Below are 17,923 nucleotides of genomic sequence, written 5' to 3'. Positions count from 1 at the left end.
CCTGCGTTGTCATCAGATATCCCACCGTTCCTCGTCATCATTGTTGGTTGAACCCTGTGGCCACTGCAGATTAACCGGACCCATCTGCCCGGGAACCTGAACCTGCTTGCTCGGCGCCGGCGGAATACCGGCAGCCTGATTCATCAACTGCCCCAGACGCAGCGCCATCAGATCGGGCGTCAGCATCGCCTGGGCGTAACGCGCAGCCGTAATGCCCTGATAGTCAACGCCGCCGTCCTGGTGGCCTTCGGCGAAGTTCGGCACGCGCACCAGATGAGTCGCGGCGCGGTGCAGCACGTAGGCGTTGGTGTAGCTGGTAACATCGGTCTGGTAGAGCCAGAATCCCTTGTCCAGCTCATACAACTGAACATCGGCTGCCGGGCGGTATACAGGAGACAAGTTATCCGCTATCAGCAGTACCTGCGGCGTCGACAAACGTAGATAGTCTGCGTTACGAATGTCATCGAAGCCGGCACTCGATGCGCTGGTTTCGAAATCGGTGTAGACCATATCCAGCAGCGATGTCAGTACGGCGTTGGCCTGCAGCCTGGTTACGAAGCGATCACCCGCTGCGCCGTCATTGTTCAGGCCTTCAACCCGCAGCAGCAACGCGCCAGTGCCGGTATGGGTGCCATCCAACTGAACGTCCTGGGCGTGCAGATCCGCAGACTCACCCAGTTGGGCGTCCGCCACCTTGATCGCAGCACCAGCCCAAAGGCTTGCTGTCGGCGTCGTTACCTGCTGCAGCTCAATGACCGCTGGCGTGGCAACACCGCCACGCCAGCCGGCGTTGGCCGTCAGGCCGCCGTCAGCAACCACTTGGGTACCACGGGTATCGAGCAGGCTATCAAGCAGCACCTGACCGCCAGCCAGCAACCGCTGGAAGCTGATTTCCTCGTCAGCTTCCCAGTGCTGATTTCCTTCGCTACGGCTGGTATCGGTTACCCGAATAAAGCCGCCTGACAGCAGGTCAATATCAGCTCCCGCAGTGAGATTGTCGAGGCTGATGCCATCGGCCTGTGCGCTGACTGAGCCGCCAGCGGTCAGCTCCGGTACACTGAACAGGCCACCAGCGAGTACATCCACGTTGCCGCCCGCGTCGATTCGCTCACCCACAGTTACCGCGCCTGCGGCCTGCAAGTCGACGTTGCCACCCGCCTCGATCACTTCACCGACATTGATGAAGCCATCCGTGATGACTGTGACGTCTCGTCCTGCGCGCATGCCCAGCAGGTCCACATCACCACCGATCTGGAAGAAGATGTCCCGGCCGGCCTCGGCATAACCGCTGACATTCAGATTGCCACCCAAGCCTATAGTCAGGTCCCGACCGGCCGACAACGAAAGCCGCTCAGCCGAATAGCTGTCCATGGTTAGGTCGCCACCGGCGATGATGCCGATATCCCGCAGCGCAATCACCTGCCGCGCATAGATGTCGTTGACTGCACGCATCTGCACGTCCGAGGTGTAGCTTTGCGCACGCCCCAAGCTCAGGTTGTTACCGGAGATATACAGCTGATCTTCTGCGGCCAGATTACCGCCGATGACATCGCCATCAGCCTCGACTGTCAGATCATCACCGCTATACAGGTGATCCGGCACCAGCTCGGCATCATTGGTGACCGGGCTGCCAAAGCGGATGTCGCCGGCAGATCCAGCAAGGGTAGTCAGCGTCATGTTCTGACCCGCACGCGCCAGCCCCAGCGTCAGGTCGCCATTAGCCGTCATGTCGATGGTGTTCAGGGCCTCAGCCTGCGCGACCACCAGGTTGCCGCCGGCAACCTGAATAGCACCAGCCGGTGTCGCCAACGCACCTGCTGTCAGATCTCCAGCCGCATTCAGGCTGATGCCAGCACTGGTACTGGTAATGTCGCCCAAGAGCGCGGAGCCAACCTGATAGGACACATCGCTGCCAGCCTGCGCATTGCCACCATTGACGTGCCCGCTGGCTTGCAGATCGAGCTCGCCGTCCACCAACAAAGAGGTGTAACTATTAATAACGTCGGTCGCACCTTGCTGACGAATCAGCGCATTGCCCCCTACCTCAACAGTGCCAAGGCGCCAGCTGCTGGAGGTGAGCAGATCCAGGTGATCACTGACGGACAGCTGGTCCACTCCAACTTGGGTCAGATCAAATCGTGCGTCGCCATTGCGCGCAGTCAATGTGCCGACTTCCAAGTGCGCACCGGCAAACTCGACACCAAGCCCGGCGTCTAGATTCGTCACGGTCAGAACACCGGCGATGTCGCCAGAGACACCCGCACCCGCAGCAATCTGATCCAGCGTCACATCGCCAGCAGTACGCAGCCACTGATTACCCGCCAGGCTGACCAGATCGCCGCCACTCACCGGACCAAAGATGCTCAGATAAAGGTCGCCGTTATCACTGCGCGCACTGACCTGATCACCGGCAACACGCAGATAGCGGCTGGACGCACCGATATCACCTTGGGCATTCAGGTCCAGCGCCCCAGCGGCAGACCACATCAGCGCATCGGCATTTTGCTCGATAGTCGCAGCGGTCAGACTGATACCCGCTGCGGCATTATCGGCTGTCAGATTACCCAGCGACAACTGGTTGCCTGCCTGGCCGATAATGCCGCCAGCAGCCTGAATATCAGTGCCGACATCAGCCAGCCAGTTATTCTGCACGTCCACTGCCAGAGCGCCGAGCTGCCAATCGCCGGTTTGCTGCAGGTTGTAGATATTGGCCAGATCAAGACGACCAGTCACCTGCAGATCATTGAAGCGCAGCGCTCCCGGCGTCGACGCAAGACCCTGGATACCGCCCAGCCAAGCATTGCCTCCGACGTCCAGATTGACCAGATCACCCGGATTGGAGGAGATGTTCAGGCGCTCCCCGTCGCGGCCAATATCGCCGCTGACAGTCAGATTGACATCGCCGCCGGCCAGGTGCTCGACTTCCTGCCAGACGCCGCCGAAGCTGTTGTCCTTGACGAACAGACTACCATTGTCGACCTGCAGGCGGATGCCCTGGCGGCCCAGCAGGTAGTCAACGGTCAGATCACCGTCATGCACCAGATTCAGACTCTGCGCACGTGCTGTCAGTGTGCCCAGCGCCTTGAGGTACAGGGCCTGATCCGCGGCGCCAATGGTTCCGCCCGCATCCAGCAAAATGTCGTTGCCGTTGATGACCAGGTTGTTGCCATTGGCGCTGGTAATGCTGCCGTCAGTCTTCAGCTCAATGCGATCGCCCGAAACACCGTAGAGGTTGAAGTCGGTGGTACCGCCTAGGAACACGTCAGCGTCAGCCTGCACGCTGATGCTGCCACGGGCGGCGATATCGACGTCTTCACGCTGAATGATCCGGATGATGTCCGGGTTGTCGGAATCGATGATGATGTCATCCGCTTCAGCGCCGGCCAGCGCCGCACGCTGTTCAGTGGTCAACCCGGCAAAACCGGCAGACAGATCAATTACGACATCCTCTGCCAGGGTACTGCCAACTGCATTGGCATTCAGGATAACGTTACGGGCATCGATGTTGAGGCCTTCCACCTTGCCTGCACCGGCACCACCCTCGCCACGCAGCAGACCGCGGGAGATGGAATACAGCAGTTGCTCAGTGCTCCAGCTTGAGCCCTGCGAAACGCCATCCAACTCTGCCGCACTCAAAACATAGTTGAATCCGGCGTTGTAGCTCTGGCCGCCAAACTCGGTGTGCAGACTTTGATACTCGGAAGCCATGTCAGCCTTGTAATCAGCCAGTTGCTGATCGTTCCAGCCGTAAACGTCGCGAAGCTGAGCTTCCTGAGCCGAGTTCAACGTCGGCTGGAAGTCCGGATCGTAGTCATCCGCAACCAGATCACCACCCTCAAGTCGCAAATTACGCAACTGCCAGTAGCGGCTGTAGCGGGCATTACCGGCATTGACCAGTGCCGTCTTTTGCTGCTCGAGTGCCTCTTCGGCGCCGTCACCGCTAAGCTGCATCTCTTCCCATAGGGCAACCAGCTCATCCAGCGAACGCAAATCAAAGGTGTCATTGGCGTTGCCGTCGAGCAGATCACCATCGGTAACGCTGATGGATGCATCACCGCCGGCCACCACCTGATTCACCAGCAGATCACCGGCGACTTCTTCCATCGCCACATCACCCACGGCCGACGCGGTAAAGAGTGCCGGGCTGGACGGCGCTGCGGATAGCCCTGCGGTGTTGTCGGTGTTGATTTTCAGCGCCGCGCCAAGCGCACCAAGCGAGCCTTGGGTGCTGGTCAGGTTAATCGCATGGCCACTGATCACCGTGCCGCCATTGGCAGTCACATTGCCCTGTGCAGACAGATTGATATCGCCAAAGCGCGTGCTCAGATCAGCCAGGTTGACGCCACCGTTCAGCGTCTGCAGGTAGACGTTACCACTCTGGTTGATTGCGCTCAGCGAGCCACCGGACATCTGCACATTCAGCGCCTGTGCCTCAGAACCGATACCTGCCTTGGTCCGCAGGCTGAGGTCCTTGGCAGCAACAACATACTCTTCGGACGCCTGAGTCAGGTTATTCGCATCAATACTGGTGGTGCCGGTCTCGTTGAAGATCGAGCCTGCCAGCACAACGTCGCCATTCGCGGTCAGCGTAACTCGGCCAGTGTCGTTGCCGATAAAACTGATACTGATCGGCAAGTCAGCACGGACAGTCTTGCGGACGATTTCCTTCTTGCCGCTGGTGACGGTTTCACGCTCGTGATACCGGGTGATCTGACACCAGATGAAGTGCTTGGCACAGGACGTCCAGTGCTCCTTGAAGGAAATCGGCGTATCGGTGTTGACGGTACTGCTCTCGTCCATCACCTCGCCCGCCGACAGACTGGAACCACCGGAGGTCAGGTAGTTGCCCATGTAATCGGCGCCGGGGATAAATGTCGGCGGCCCTTCGCGGCTCTCGACCAGCTTTTCGTAATCCCACTCACCGGTCTTGATCAGGCTCCAGAACTTGTCAACATAACGCTCGTACACCTGCGTTTGCGTGTAGTCCTGGCCCGTCAGCCATACGTAGCTGCGTCCTTCACGCACGGCGTAGCTGGTATCGCGGGTGCTGTCATAGGTTGCCACACGGTAGGCATCGGTGGTTGCCACCTCATTGCTCAACCCGCGATAGACCTGGATGTCATCCCCTACCCGCTGGTAGATAGTCGAGGTAACCGTGTCGTTACCCTTGAACTCACCGCTGTAGTTGATGTCGTTGATCCGCAGCGTACCCTCGACACCTGACCCAAGGTCGATGCCAGATATTTGCAGGGTGCGGCTGCTGTTGTTGACCACATTGACGCGGCTGTAGCCGTCCAAGACGTTGATCTGACCATTGCCCGTGCTGAGAATATGGCCAGTCAGCTCCATGTAGCCACCGCCGACTTCTACCGCGTCCAGCACGATATTGCCGGTCTGGAAGTCATAGCTGTAACCAACAGTACCCGTACGGGCATCACTCGGGCGCAACTGGTAATAGCGTTCGCCAGTACCCTTGGTGAACGCCGAAGACGCCTTGAGGAAATCGCTGCTGGTGAAATCCGCCTCGTTGATCACTACTGACCAGTCGGCAACCCCGCTTTGCAGCAGGCCATTGATATTCAGGTACTGAGCGCTGATGGCAACATTGTTGCCGGCCACAGTACCGGTCCCCGCAACCGGGCCATCCAGATAACCGTCAGTGACGTTGGAGCTCGGGTCACCGCCCACATGGTAGAACGGCGTCGACGAATTGAGGATGAAGTCACGACCCGCGCTGACACTGATGCTTTGTGCCCGAACCTCGCCGTTGATGTTGACGCTGCCGTAACTGGCAGTCAGCGACACGTTACCGCGCAGGTTACGAATGGCCCCGGTGACGAACAGATCCGGCGCAGGCTGCTTCAAGGTCAGTCCATTACCGAGGTCATAACTGCCGCCAGTCGACGGGTTGTAGCTGTTGATGATGGTAATCTGCGGTGCAGGCGAATTGGCCGCAACCAGAATCTCACCAAATCCGGCACTCGCGCCGCCCAGGTTCGCGTTGGTGATATCTGCGTTGTTCTCCATTGATGCGCCGTTAAAGCGCAGCAGGCCGCCCTCGCGATTGGGGATTTCCAGATCGGTGATGCTGAGGAATGCTGCGCTCTTGTTGGTGATCTCGATGCTGGCATCACCCGGTGCACGCAGATTACCGCTGCCGGTCAGCGTGTCGCCCCGAACCAGAATGTTGCCCGGGCGCGCAATAATCGGGTCAACCTCCAGAATCTGGATAGCGATATCACGCGGCAAGGTATCGAAGTTGAGGTCGCCCTCACCTTCAATGACACCGCCCATCTCCAGATACAGCTGAGTCATGCGCTGGCGCAGCAGGCGCAACTCGGCCTCAATCGCCAGCCGATCCGGTTCAGACAGGCCGTAGTCACGCAGCTGTTTGTTCAACTGCTCCTCACGCGCACTCAACACCTGCACGTACTCGCCGGTCTTCAGCTCGTAGGTAATGCCATCACTGACCTCACCCACCACCACCGATACGGTTTCGTTGGTGGTATCAAAGTCCAGGTCGTTAATTTCCAGCACCTGGTGGTTGAAAATACCGCTGTAGACATTGCCATCAGCAACAACATTGGAGCTGTGGCTGTTCTCGGTGTAGTCGTAATTGATGTCGAAGGACACTTCCCCGGCACCGACCAGCTTGCCAAGACCATTCACGACAGCCGCCGCCGCCTCACGGTAGAGGTCCTTGCCTACGCCCTTACCGGTCAGGTTGCCATAGCCCTGTTCGGCGTAGGCGTAGACATCGGCCACGCTCTCCACCAGCGCTCCGCTGGCGATAGTGATGTCCTGATCGCGCTGATAGATTGCGCGCGCCACCGGATCGTTGTTAACCGGGAAAGCAGTGTTGTTCCAGAGGTCCGTGCGAGCTACCAGCGTTGCCGAATTGGCCTGCCCGGACGCATCGGCACCGGCAAGCAGCTTAACGTCACCGTAAGCGCGCAGGTGCGCACCACTTTGAATATCAACCGCATGCTGGGCGTTGACCCGAGCCAGACTGTAGCCTTCAGCCGCGCCAGCCAGGCCGTATGCCTTAGTGTTGGCACGCGCATCGATATCCGACACAGTGGAGCTGGCCAGCGTCATGGCACCTACGCTGTAGACATCAGCCCCGCTGCCGATCACGACAGACGCATCAGCCTGCTCGACATCCACACGCGACTCCGCGCGGGTTACGGCAATCGCGCCACCGGCGTCCAGCTTGACCTTATCCCGGGCATAAAAATCATTCTTCGCCAGAATCACCAACGCGCCCGGATTACGCCAATCACCATCTACCCGCAGATTTGCATTGTTACCAACCAGCGCTTCGGTGATGAAGCGCACGGTAGTAATGCTCTTGGCCGCCGGCAGATCCACCACGCCACCGGACCCGGAGGTCACGTTGTAATTACTGTTTTCGGACTTGACCAGTTTACCGAGGGCTGACTGGCTGTAGTCACCAACGCTCAGCGCAGAACCGCTCATCAACCGGCTGCGTACCTGCGCATCAACCGTATTGGTAGCGTATGCACCGCTGGCACCAACCAGACCCGCATTGGTGCTGTCGACAAAGGCGTTGATGTAACTGGTATGCGTAGCGTCCAGTGTTGCGCTGTCGGCCTGCAGTAGCCCGCCGCCAGCCCCCTGAGCCAGCCAGTTGGCCTCGGTAACGCCATCATCCCAAGTCTTGGCCTGCACCGCTGCGCCGCTGACCAAACCACCCTGACCCGCCACACTGCTGGCCTCTGAGTCGTTGGTTGCCGAAGCGGCCACACGCAGTGCTGCCAGATCACCGGAAAATGCGCTATTGATATTGGCGTTGGTGGTATTGGTCGAACCTGCCTCGGCGATGTTGGCGCCGATGCTCAGCAGGCCGACAGTCACGCCGCTGGTATTGGCGCGCTGACGACTCTCAGTAGACGCCGCCAGCGTCCAGTTTGCACCTTGGCCGCCCGCGCTCAACCCTACGAGTTGGCTGCCGACCTCGCCAGTCACCGTGCTGCTGGTGTTATTCACCGCTCGAGCCACAACCGCGTTGACTGACAACCCCAGGCCACCGGCAACGCCGACACCGTGCGCGTAGACCGAATTGGCCGAGCCATTACGCTCGATTGCCGCCCCGACGCTGCCTTCGTGTGCACTCAACTTGCTGCCGCTGGCCAACGTAACGTCGGCCTCCGCCTCGGCGTTGGCCAGCAGAACGGTGCCACCCATGGCCACCGCTCCACCCACCGCGACACCCAGCCCTTCAGCCTCGAGCTGCGGCGTTGCCGTCGCCGTCAGAGACAGGCTGTCGGCCGCCGTAAGCTGTGCGTCCTGGCCAACGCTGATGCGCGCCTTGCTGGCATCGTGCGCCGTGGCGACAGTCGCCTGAACCCCGGCAAGCAACCCGCCCGAGGCGCCCTGCGCCTTCACCGTGCTGCTGCCCTCGGAGCTGGCCGCCAGCGTGATGTCATCAGCAGCCGAAAGCTCCGCATCATCATCGACTGAGACACTGACATCACTGTTGCGCTCGCCAAAGGCCACGACGATACCGGCGGCACCAGCAGCGCCAAACTGACCACCCAGCACGCTTACGTCCAGGCCCAGCGCATCAGTTGCACTGGTCTGCAGACCGGTCGTGTTCAGGTCACCCCCAAGGCGGCTGGAGACGGTATTGTCCATCACGGCAACGCCAACACCGGCACCCAGACCAACACCAAAACCGGCAGAAGCGGTAACTGCGTCGATAACAACCGCGTTCTTGTCGCTGTAGAGGTTGACGGTTTCAGCTGCGACATCAAGTTGATCACTGGTCAAAGACAACGGATCAACCTCTGCGCTGACCCGCGCATTCGACAGGGTAAAGCTGGCAGCGGCACCGACCGCTGCGGTACCCGACAACTGGGCCGAACCACTGAGGTTGTAGGTATACAGTGCGTCGGTTGCCCGGACATTCACATCGCCCAGCGCATCTACCGTGCCCTGACTGATGCGGGCGACTGTTTCGTGCCTGTAGCTAGTGCCGTCCTGCAAGCGGTCACCGGTGCTGCCGATTTGCCCTTGCTGATTGACCCAGTCAGTCTCGCTGCTGTTCTTGCGAGTGACGACGTCGTACTCACCAGTAGTGCTGTTGTATTCGGTAGTCTTGTAATCGATCTCTGCGGTTTGGCGGGACGTCATCTTATCAACCATGGACAGGCTGCCAGCGCCGTCCTTGTCCAGCTCGTCCATCGCGTCTACGTCATCGGTCTTCGCTGCGCCGGAACCCAGCACAATAACGCCGATACTACCGCCTAGAGCGGCGCTGCCGCCGATACCGCCAGTGACGGTATACAGCTGAACATCGCTTTCACGCAGAGCCGTCAAATCAAAATCCCCGGACAACCAGAGATTGCTATCCAGCAACTGTGCACGGGTCGCGTTGTTCGCAACCAGCACGTTGGCGCTGGCACCAAGCGAAACCCCACCCACCGCTGCAGAACCGGCATTGCTCAGGGCATTCAGACGATCAGTCGCAGATACGGTCAGGTTACCCGCGCGATCGGTAGAACTACCCAGATCAAGGCGCCCGGCGCCCGCTTCGGTTTGATTCTCGATCACCATGACATTGACCGAGCCCGCGGCGCCAACACCACCGCCAGACACGCTGACGCTATTGGCCAGCACGCGTGTCAGGCTGTTAGCCTCAATGCTGACGTCACCCTTAGTGGTGACTTTGGTGCGACCTTCACTGGAGCCGCCCTGAGCACCAATCCAGGCACGCACCACGCTGCGGTTGTAGCCGACGGCCACCCCCGCGCCCGCACCCACAACGCCGCCACTGGCGGTATCTGCGCTCGGCGCCATACTGTTGATCGCGTCGGCCGAGACCGTCAGGCTGCCAACAGTGAGATCACTTTCCTGGTCAACCAGCGCTTCAGTGGTGCCTTCAAGCACCAGCACACTGGCGCTGCCGGAGATACCGGCAAGTGCGCCAGAGGCGCTGATTACAATATTGCTGGCGGAGTTGGTGGCGCTGGCATCAACATCCATCGCGCCGCGGCTGGTGACCTTGGCGCTGCGCACCCGCGCGGTGACGTCTCGACTGATGGTGCCGGTATCCGCAGTCACCGCCAGCGCGGCAGAGCCGAGCGATAACGCCGCGTTGAGCACACCACCGAAGCTGTAGCTGTGGCTGGCGGCCCCCACGCTGACCTGCTGGTCGGCGGCCGCATTGGTATTGCTCTGGTTGATCTGGGCATCATCAATCGCAGCCAGTGTGGCACCACCCAGTACCTGGGTATTGCTCACACCGCCAACCGAGGCGCTGGCAACTGGCACCAGAGAGACGGCAGCACTAACGCTGGTCTGGCCGGTCTGCTGCAGCGAGGTGGCTCTTACCGCGACCCCTTTGATCAGCTCGGAGCCGGTCTGCAGATTGAGCACAGGATTGAACTGTTCAGCATCAGCCCAGGCTTCGGTGTCCGGCGCGTTATCCACTTCGCCGTTATCCACCGAAACGCCGGCACCCAGCGCCAGCGCGGTCACCTCGGTTGCAGCGTCACGAATCGCAGCCTCTGTTTCGCTCTGCAACACATTGATCGTCACCAGACCGGAAACGGCGGCGTTGCCGCTGCCGGCCACGACCCCGGCGTAGGAGTTGATGATGTCACCATTAAACGCCGTCACCGCGACATTGTTCTGCGCCAGCACACCAGCGCCACCGTCAATCAGTGCACGCGCTCGGGTATCAAGAATACTGGTTGAAACCCCACCATTAAGGGCAGTGGTACCGGAGAAGCCGCCGGAAACAGACATCGTTTTGATCTGCGCGTCAGACTGCGCCTGTACCCCCAGATCGTTCAGTGCAAAACCGCCGTCCGTATGTCGGCCAGAAACGCTGGCCTCAATATCGTTGTTGATACGGTTGACCGCCGTAGCAACACCCACTGCGACACTACCGGCGGCGGCAACACCACCAGAAAGTGAGTTGATACTGGACTCATCACGCGCCTTGACCAGCATCAGGTCTGCGTCACCGCCACTGTTGAGTACCCGCGCATAGGTGCGCGCATCGATATTGTTAGTCGTGTTGGAGAAAGCGACAGCAGTAGTCCCTGCTCCGGCGCCGCTGAGCGCCAGTGTATCGATGTTGGCCCGGGTAAGCGCCTCAACCCGAGCATCCGCGCCGGTAGCCAGATCCAGCGAGCTGTCGCTGATCCAGGCCTGACGTACCTGGGTCACGGTGCTGACCGCAACCGCACCGGCCCCTGCGCCCGCACCGGCACCCTGAACGTTACCTGCCAGCGTCTTGATATCGACTTGGCCCTCGGTCACCTCGACGGTGAGTGCGGTAGCGCCTTCGATGTCACTGTCTTCAATGCTGGCGGACTCTTCGCCATCAACCACGTTAACCGCGATAGAGGCACCTACAGCCGCGGTACCGGCACCGCCGCCACCCAATGCAGCAGAGCGAATCAACGCGTCACCGCCACTGGCCAAATTAAGTGTCCCGGACAATGACAGCGCAGACTCGTCTATTCGCGCTATCCGTTTGGCCAGAATGACGTTATTGACGTTGGCCGCGCCGACAGCGGTGCCACCGGCACCATTGATGACCGCGCCGAGGCCCCAGATGGTGCGCGAGCCCTCTGCTGCCGAGAGGGACAGATTGCTGACAGAGGTCAGCTCACTGGACAGAATCTCGGCGCGTTCTTCACCATCGAGAATGTTGGTTGTGGTCGCCCCGTTGACCGCGACAGTGCCCGCTCCGCCACCGGCAATGGCGATGGAATAGATCGCCTGCTCTACGCCGCTCTTCAGGCTTGCATCAGCAAAACCATGGATGACGCTGCTGTTCTGAACCAGCGCACTGCGGTCTGCCGCAATGCGGTTCACCGACGCTGCCAGACCAACGGCCGCTGTACCACCGCCGGTTACCGAGCCTGCCAACGAGGCAATAGTCAGACCGGCCCCGGCGCTGGCATCCAGAGACAGGCTCTGGTCGCTGCCAGTGGCGTTGACGGTACTGCCTGAGATGCTGACTTCATCATTGCCATTGATGTTATTAGCGGCAAAGGACCCGCCCACACCCGCTGTTCCGCCACCGGCAGCATCAATACCGATGCTCCAGATTTCGCCGTCCAGCGCCGATTCAAGGCTTGCATCACCACTCAGGTTGACCGTGCTATCGGTCAGTTTCGCTGCGCGCTCGGCGTCGATCAGGTTGACGGCGACGCCGGCACCAACACCAGCGGTACCGCCGCCTGCTGCCAGATTGAAGGCCAGCGACCAGATGCTGGCGCCCAGATTGGGTTGGCTGGCAGAAATGGTCAGGTTACGTGCGGTCATCAGCGCAGAGCTGAGTTCGGCTGTGGTGGTGTCGGCGATACGATTGTAGGTCATCGCCGCACCCACCCCGGAGCCGCTCGCCGATACCGCCCCCGACAGCGCCGCGGTGATAATCCGGCTCTGCTGAGCGGCGTTGAGGGTGGCATCGCCGGTCAGTTCATAGCTGCCGCCGGTGACATTCGCGCTCGCGCTTTGCTGCATGTCGTTGATGCTGAACGCCGCACCAACAGCGGCAGTGTTGGTACTGCCAGAGATGCTGCCCGCAAGTGAGTAGAAACCACCGGTTTTCAGTGCCTGCACCGTCAGGTCATCAGCCTTGAGGGTACGGCCGGTCATGTCCAGCTCAGCGGAGACGTTACCTCGGCCGATCAGCGCGGTAGCGGAACCCGCAACCGAGACATTGGAAGCAACCGCCGCGCCGATGCTGCCCGCCAGCACGTCGGTTTCGTTGCGAGCCGTGATACCCAGATCGCCAGTCAGATCAATATCGGTATTGGCAACGCTGGCGCTGTAATCACTGCCGTTGTAGACCACGCCAATGGCGCCACCCACTGCGGTCTTGCCGCTGGTGCCGGCGACACTGCCGGCGATGGCGAGCACCGCTTCGCCGGCAATATCGCCACTGTCGAACAGGTTGCGCGTGGTGGTATCGGCGGTACTGGCAGACTCGTCGGTATTGGTATCAATACCGTCTTCACTGAACAGTTCGTCGTTGGTTTCTGACTCGACCTCGATCTGCGAGGTAGCATTGCTGCCGGTCATGTCCAGACCGGTTTCACTCAGCGTAGTGTCGGCGCTGGCGTCATAGTTGAAGATATCGTTCAGCGCATCACCACCGGGAACGCTGGCGGCGGCGACGGTTACGTCTGCCCCGGTCAGTGACGAATCGCCGTTGTCGGTCTTGTCGACGTTCGCCTTGACCTTGTTGTTCATCACCACAACAAACAACGAGCCAGCGCCTGAACCACTCTGCTGACCCGTGCTCGCGGCAACCGCCAGGGCGCCAGCCAGCACTCGAGAGGCGCTGTTAGCCTTGACCTCGAAACTGTCGAAGTCGCTCGCCGAGCTGCCGAGCCATTCGGCTTGAAGCTCATTGCCCATGATGGCAAGCACCATAGAGCCACCTGCGCTCCCGCCCTTTTCCTTGCTTACGGCAAAGGAGCCACCGCCCAGCAGTGAGCGGGAACGGTCATAGGCATTAACGGCGATGGTGCCTGGCGCAGCGCCGCGCTGCTCAACCTCACTATCGATGACGGCTGCCCGCGTTGTATTGTTGAATACCCCGGCGGAGCCGGACAGTGCGACAGCAACATTGCTCTCACCACCAGCGGCGACTGCCAAGCCAAGCCCCATGGCAATCTGGTCGCCACCGCTGGCGGCCTGGATTTTGAGCAGATCATTATCATGCAGGACGGTATCCTGCATCAGCGCCTCGGTAACGTTGTTGAGCTGGTTGTAGGCAACCGCACCGGCGAGGGCTGCACTGTGCTGACTCTTGTCACCACCGGACAACGTCAGTGCGCCAGCACCAGAACCACTGAACTGGTGCGTCTGATTAAGCGACAGAACATTGACCTTGCTGCCATCACTATCGCGCGGATCCAGTACGATGTTGCCAAGGTGGGCGCGGTTCTTCTGGCCTGACACGTTGATGCTGCCTGAAGCTGCCGCTGCCAGGCTTAGACCTTCCTTGGTGGTGCCATCACTGCCGTCGCTGCTGCTATCACCATTGAATGCGGTCTGCAGCTTGCCCCAATACTCGCTGATCTTGTCCATCGCCGCTTCACCGGTGGAAACGGCCTTGTCCTTAGCGTTCTGCACTTCGCCGGTAATCAGCGCCAGCCCGTTGGTCAGCGACGTCTTGATCGCCTCACCCAAGCTGCCAGCCTGCTCCTGTGAGCCGGCATCGGCATTGCCGCTCTGGCTGGCCACCTCTTCCTGTTGTTCCTGCTCCTGTTCCGAGCGTGCCAGCGCACCAGCAATCGAGAAGGCCCCGCTCTGGCCGGAACTCTGCGCACTGAGGGTCAGGTCATTAACCAGCCAGCTGCCTTTGCTGCTGTCGTCCAGACCGGCGGACAGATAGTCAGGGCGCCAGCCGACGTTATCGCCAACCAGCGCATAAACGTCGGTATTCACCACATTGACGGCGACACCAACACCCACCCCGGTATTCTCCGAGGCGGCAATGGCGCCAGCAGCGCTCCACAGGCCAAGCTGGTGCTCTGCTTCGATGTTGACCGTGTCAGCCGTTACGTCGGTGCTGCTATGGATCGAACTATGTACGGCACTGTCGACCACGCTGACAACCACTGAGCCGTTGCCTGCAACGCTCGCGCCCTTGCCCGCGGACGGGCTGACGGCAATGAGAAGCTCGTCCTGCAGCGCGCCCACGTTTACAGCGTCGGCCGTCAGGCTGCCATTGGCCCCGATACCGGCAATCGCCTGATTGTCGGTAATCTGGATATTGAGCCCCGCGCCCACCGCACCGCCATCCTCACTGGTGGTGCCGAACAGTCCGTCGAAGTTGCCCGAAATGACAAGTTGCTCTAACTGATTATCTGCCGTCACCTGCAACGGAGCGGACCATTCCCAACCCAGCGTGCGCAGGGCTTCGCGGCGTGCTTCCAGCGCCGTGGTGCTATCGAGTTCTGGCAGTATTGCCGCCAGCAGACTTGACCAGGCCGCATCGTCGGTCGAGGTAGCAGTGAGATTGACGTTGTCCCCGGCCCAAGCCTGGGTATCGATGCGGTTCTGCAGAATCGACAACGAGCCCGCCATACCGAGCTTGTCTGCTTCGCCAGTCGAATTCGCGTATTGGGTAGCGATCTTGCCGATGACCGCCTGCGGACCTTCGCTCAGCAGCTTGAGGTTGGCATAGACCTGCTTGAGCGAACTCCAGCGATCCAGGCCAAGCAGCCCGATGGGCTGATCAAATCGGGCACCAACGCCGATACGGCCGGCGGTCACCTGAGTCCCGTCGCCAATAATCGCGTGGGTTTGCTGATCCAGTTCGGTGTAGACGGCAGCAACGCTCAGCGATACTTCAGCACCATCGGTACTACCGTCATCGCGCTTGGCGGACGCGTTGACCGTACTCTCGGCAGCGTTGTGAAGGCTTTTCTGCTGCTGCCAGGCCTGAACTGCCAGGTCGCCACTGATATCGATAACCGGTGCACTGCTGCCACCACCGAGTACCGACTTAACGCTGTGGTCGGCCAAGGTCACATCAATTGCCGAGGCCAGGCGGAACTGGCTGTCGGTTGCCGGCTTGGACCCACCCTCTTCCTTCGACTCAGGCTTGATGCCAAAAAGACCCTTGAGGCTATTGCCCAGGTAATCGGTAACGGGTTTGGCTACCTGTTCGCTGGCTTTTTCCTTGAGCTTGTCGAGATAGCCGGGTTCGGAGGCGCCGGCCGATACGGAAACGGATGTAATCTGTTTGTAGACCACATTGGCGGCGTTGACATTAAGATTACGCGCACCGGAGAGATCGGCGCTGAATTCCGCATAGGTATCGCTGTTGAACAGCGATACCCCAACAGCGGGTCCGCCGGTTGCCCCTTCGCCACTGGCCTTGAAGCTGACGCTGTTCTCCAGCTCCTGCTCCGTCAGGGCAAGCACGCTGACATCGCGCCCAACGCTCAGATTGACGCCATCGGCTACCACGGCACGGGTGCTGATATCGCTCATCGCCATACCGAAGCCAAGCCCCATGGTCTTCAGCGCACTGCCGCCGCCATCCACACTGTTTTCCGCAGCGGCGGTAACTGACAGGCTGTTGTCGCTGTGCGCGACTACCGTGAGATCTTGCCCTACGTTGAGCGTGGCACCGTCGTTAATAGCCACTTCGGTCAAGCCGGAAATCTGGCCGTAAGCGGCATCGAAGCCGAACGGAATTTTCTTGCCGAGAACCGGAATACTCCAGGTGGAGCTGGAAACATTGCGCGAGGTGGATGCCCAGGCAGTCAGGTCTTCGGAAGTATCGATGTTGGCGGTGGAGCCAATATCAACAACCGCATCGGCCTTGGCGATGTAGGCCGAAAGGTTCGGCACAAGCAGGGTCAGCTCGGTGAAGTTGGTGGGTGTTTCGAGAAAGGCATTGGTGTCTGTGGTGCCAGCATACGCCTTGATAGGATCAGCCAACGTATCAAGCACGTTCGCCCAGCTTTCCGCCTCGGTCCAACCGTTATCCGATGCCAGTTGGGCGATGTCGTTCTTGAGGTCGTACTTGCTGAGCAGCATACCGAGAATATCTCGGGCAACCCCGGCACGCGCATCAGCTGTGATGGTAACGTTGCGCCCGGTGATACTGCCGTCCACGTCAATCCGGGCGCTGGCTTCAGCGTACCCTGCCATCTGCCGATTAAGGCCATAGGCATCCAGAGTGACATCTCCGGCATTGGCACCGGTGGCATGGCCAGCATCCAGCTCTGCATTTTCACCAATGATGATCTCAGCCTTGCCGAGATTGGCCGACAACCATGGATTGGCCTGACGCTCAATACCATTCTTCAGCTCATCCAGAGTCTGCGCTTCGGCATCCTCGTCACAGAAGGTGCAGCTGATATCACTCAACGCATTGAGGGCAATATCACCCGAACTGCCAGCACCGGTAGCGCGGGTGACGACCCGAGCATTGTCACTGAGCGTAATCGACGGCGACTCGATGGTGACATCGCCACCATCCTGGTCATTCTGACCGACAGCGCTGATCAACGCGTTACCATTCAATTCCAACGATTTGCGCGCAGCAACCTGCACCTGCGCACCCGAGTCGTCGGCCATTAGTGCAGCAAGCTCGCCGGCGAGCTCAACGTTATCGGTTGCGGTGATGACAATCCCGCCATCGCCACGAACAACACCATCACCAATGGTCAAACCCTCGGTGTTTACCGTGCTGTTGAAGACCTCGCGGGCAACGTCAGTACCTGCTTGCAGCTTTGCGGTCGCCTCAACCAGCACTGACGCACCATGCAGATTGATCGAACCGTTGGTATTGACCATGCCCTGGATGACAATGGCATTACTGCCGTCGCTGGCCAGTTCTGCGCTCGGCAGCTCGCCAGCAGCGAGCTTGGCAACGTACTCATCAGCCTGATCCCCGGTCACCGCGCCATCGACGGCAGCAATCCGGTGCAACTCGTTCATAGTCGCGGTATTGGGGGTCGTAACAGTGAGGCTGCCGACGTTGACGACGCCACTGGCGCCGACGACAAAACCATGCGGATCAGCAAAGATGATATTGCCGCCGACCTTGCCACCCTTGAGGCCGTTGAGGGTGCCGTTAATGACTGCGCGCGAATCATGCACCAGGTTGACCAGGTTATTGGCACCACCCGGGACGTGGAGGTTAACCGTGTTGCCGGCATCGACGGTGAAATTGCTGAAGGAGTTGAACCCCGTCTGGCCTCTCACCGTAGCGGTCGTGATATCGGTATTAACCCCATTGGTGACAATCGACGTATTGGTCGATCCGCCAGCACCGGCATACACGATGATGTCGTTGGCTAGCGTCCAGCCAGGCATCATGCCCGAGGCAAGCATCAAAGCTGTCAGTGGATGGTGCTTGAAAACCCGGCTGGTTACCCGGTTCTTGCCTGCTTTCTTTACCATGCTT

At 60.0% G+C, this 17,923-nt stretch carries 1 protein-coding gene; it reads right to left on the bottom strand.

Annotated features, from left to right (window positions below):
* Positions 1-12: 12 nt before the first annotated feature.
* The gene (locus tag ACKPCU_RS09005; RefSeq protein WP_321351536.1) at positions 13-17,919 is read right to left on the bottom strand and encodes a leukotoxin LktA family filamentous adhesin; all 17,907 of its coding nucleotides are present in this window, start codon (positions 17,917-17,919) and stop codon (positions 13-15) included.
* Between the last annotated feature and the right edge of the window lie 4 nt (positions 17,920-17,923).

It is taken from the genome of Halopseudomonas oceani (assembly GCF_963677335.1).
In the GTDB taxonomy this organism is placed as follows: Bacteria; Pseudomonadota; Gammaproteobacteria; order Pseudomonadales; family Pseudomonadaceae; genus Halopseudomonas; species Halopseudomonas oceani.
This window is presented reverse-complemented; position numbering and strand designations above follow the sequence as displayed.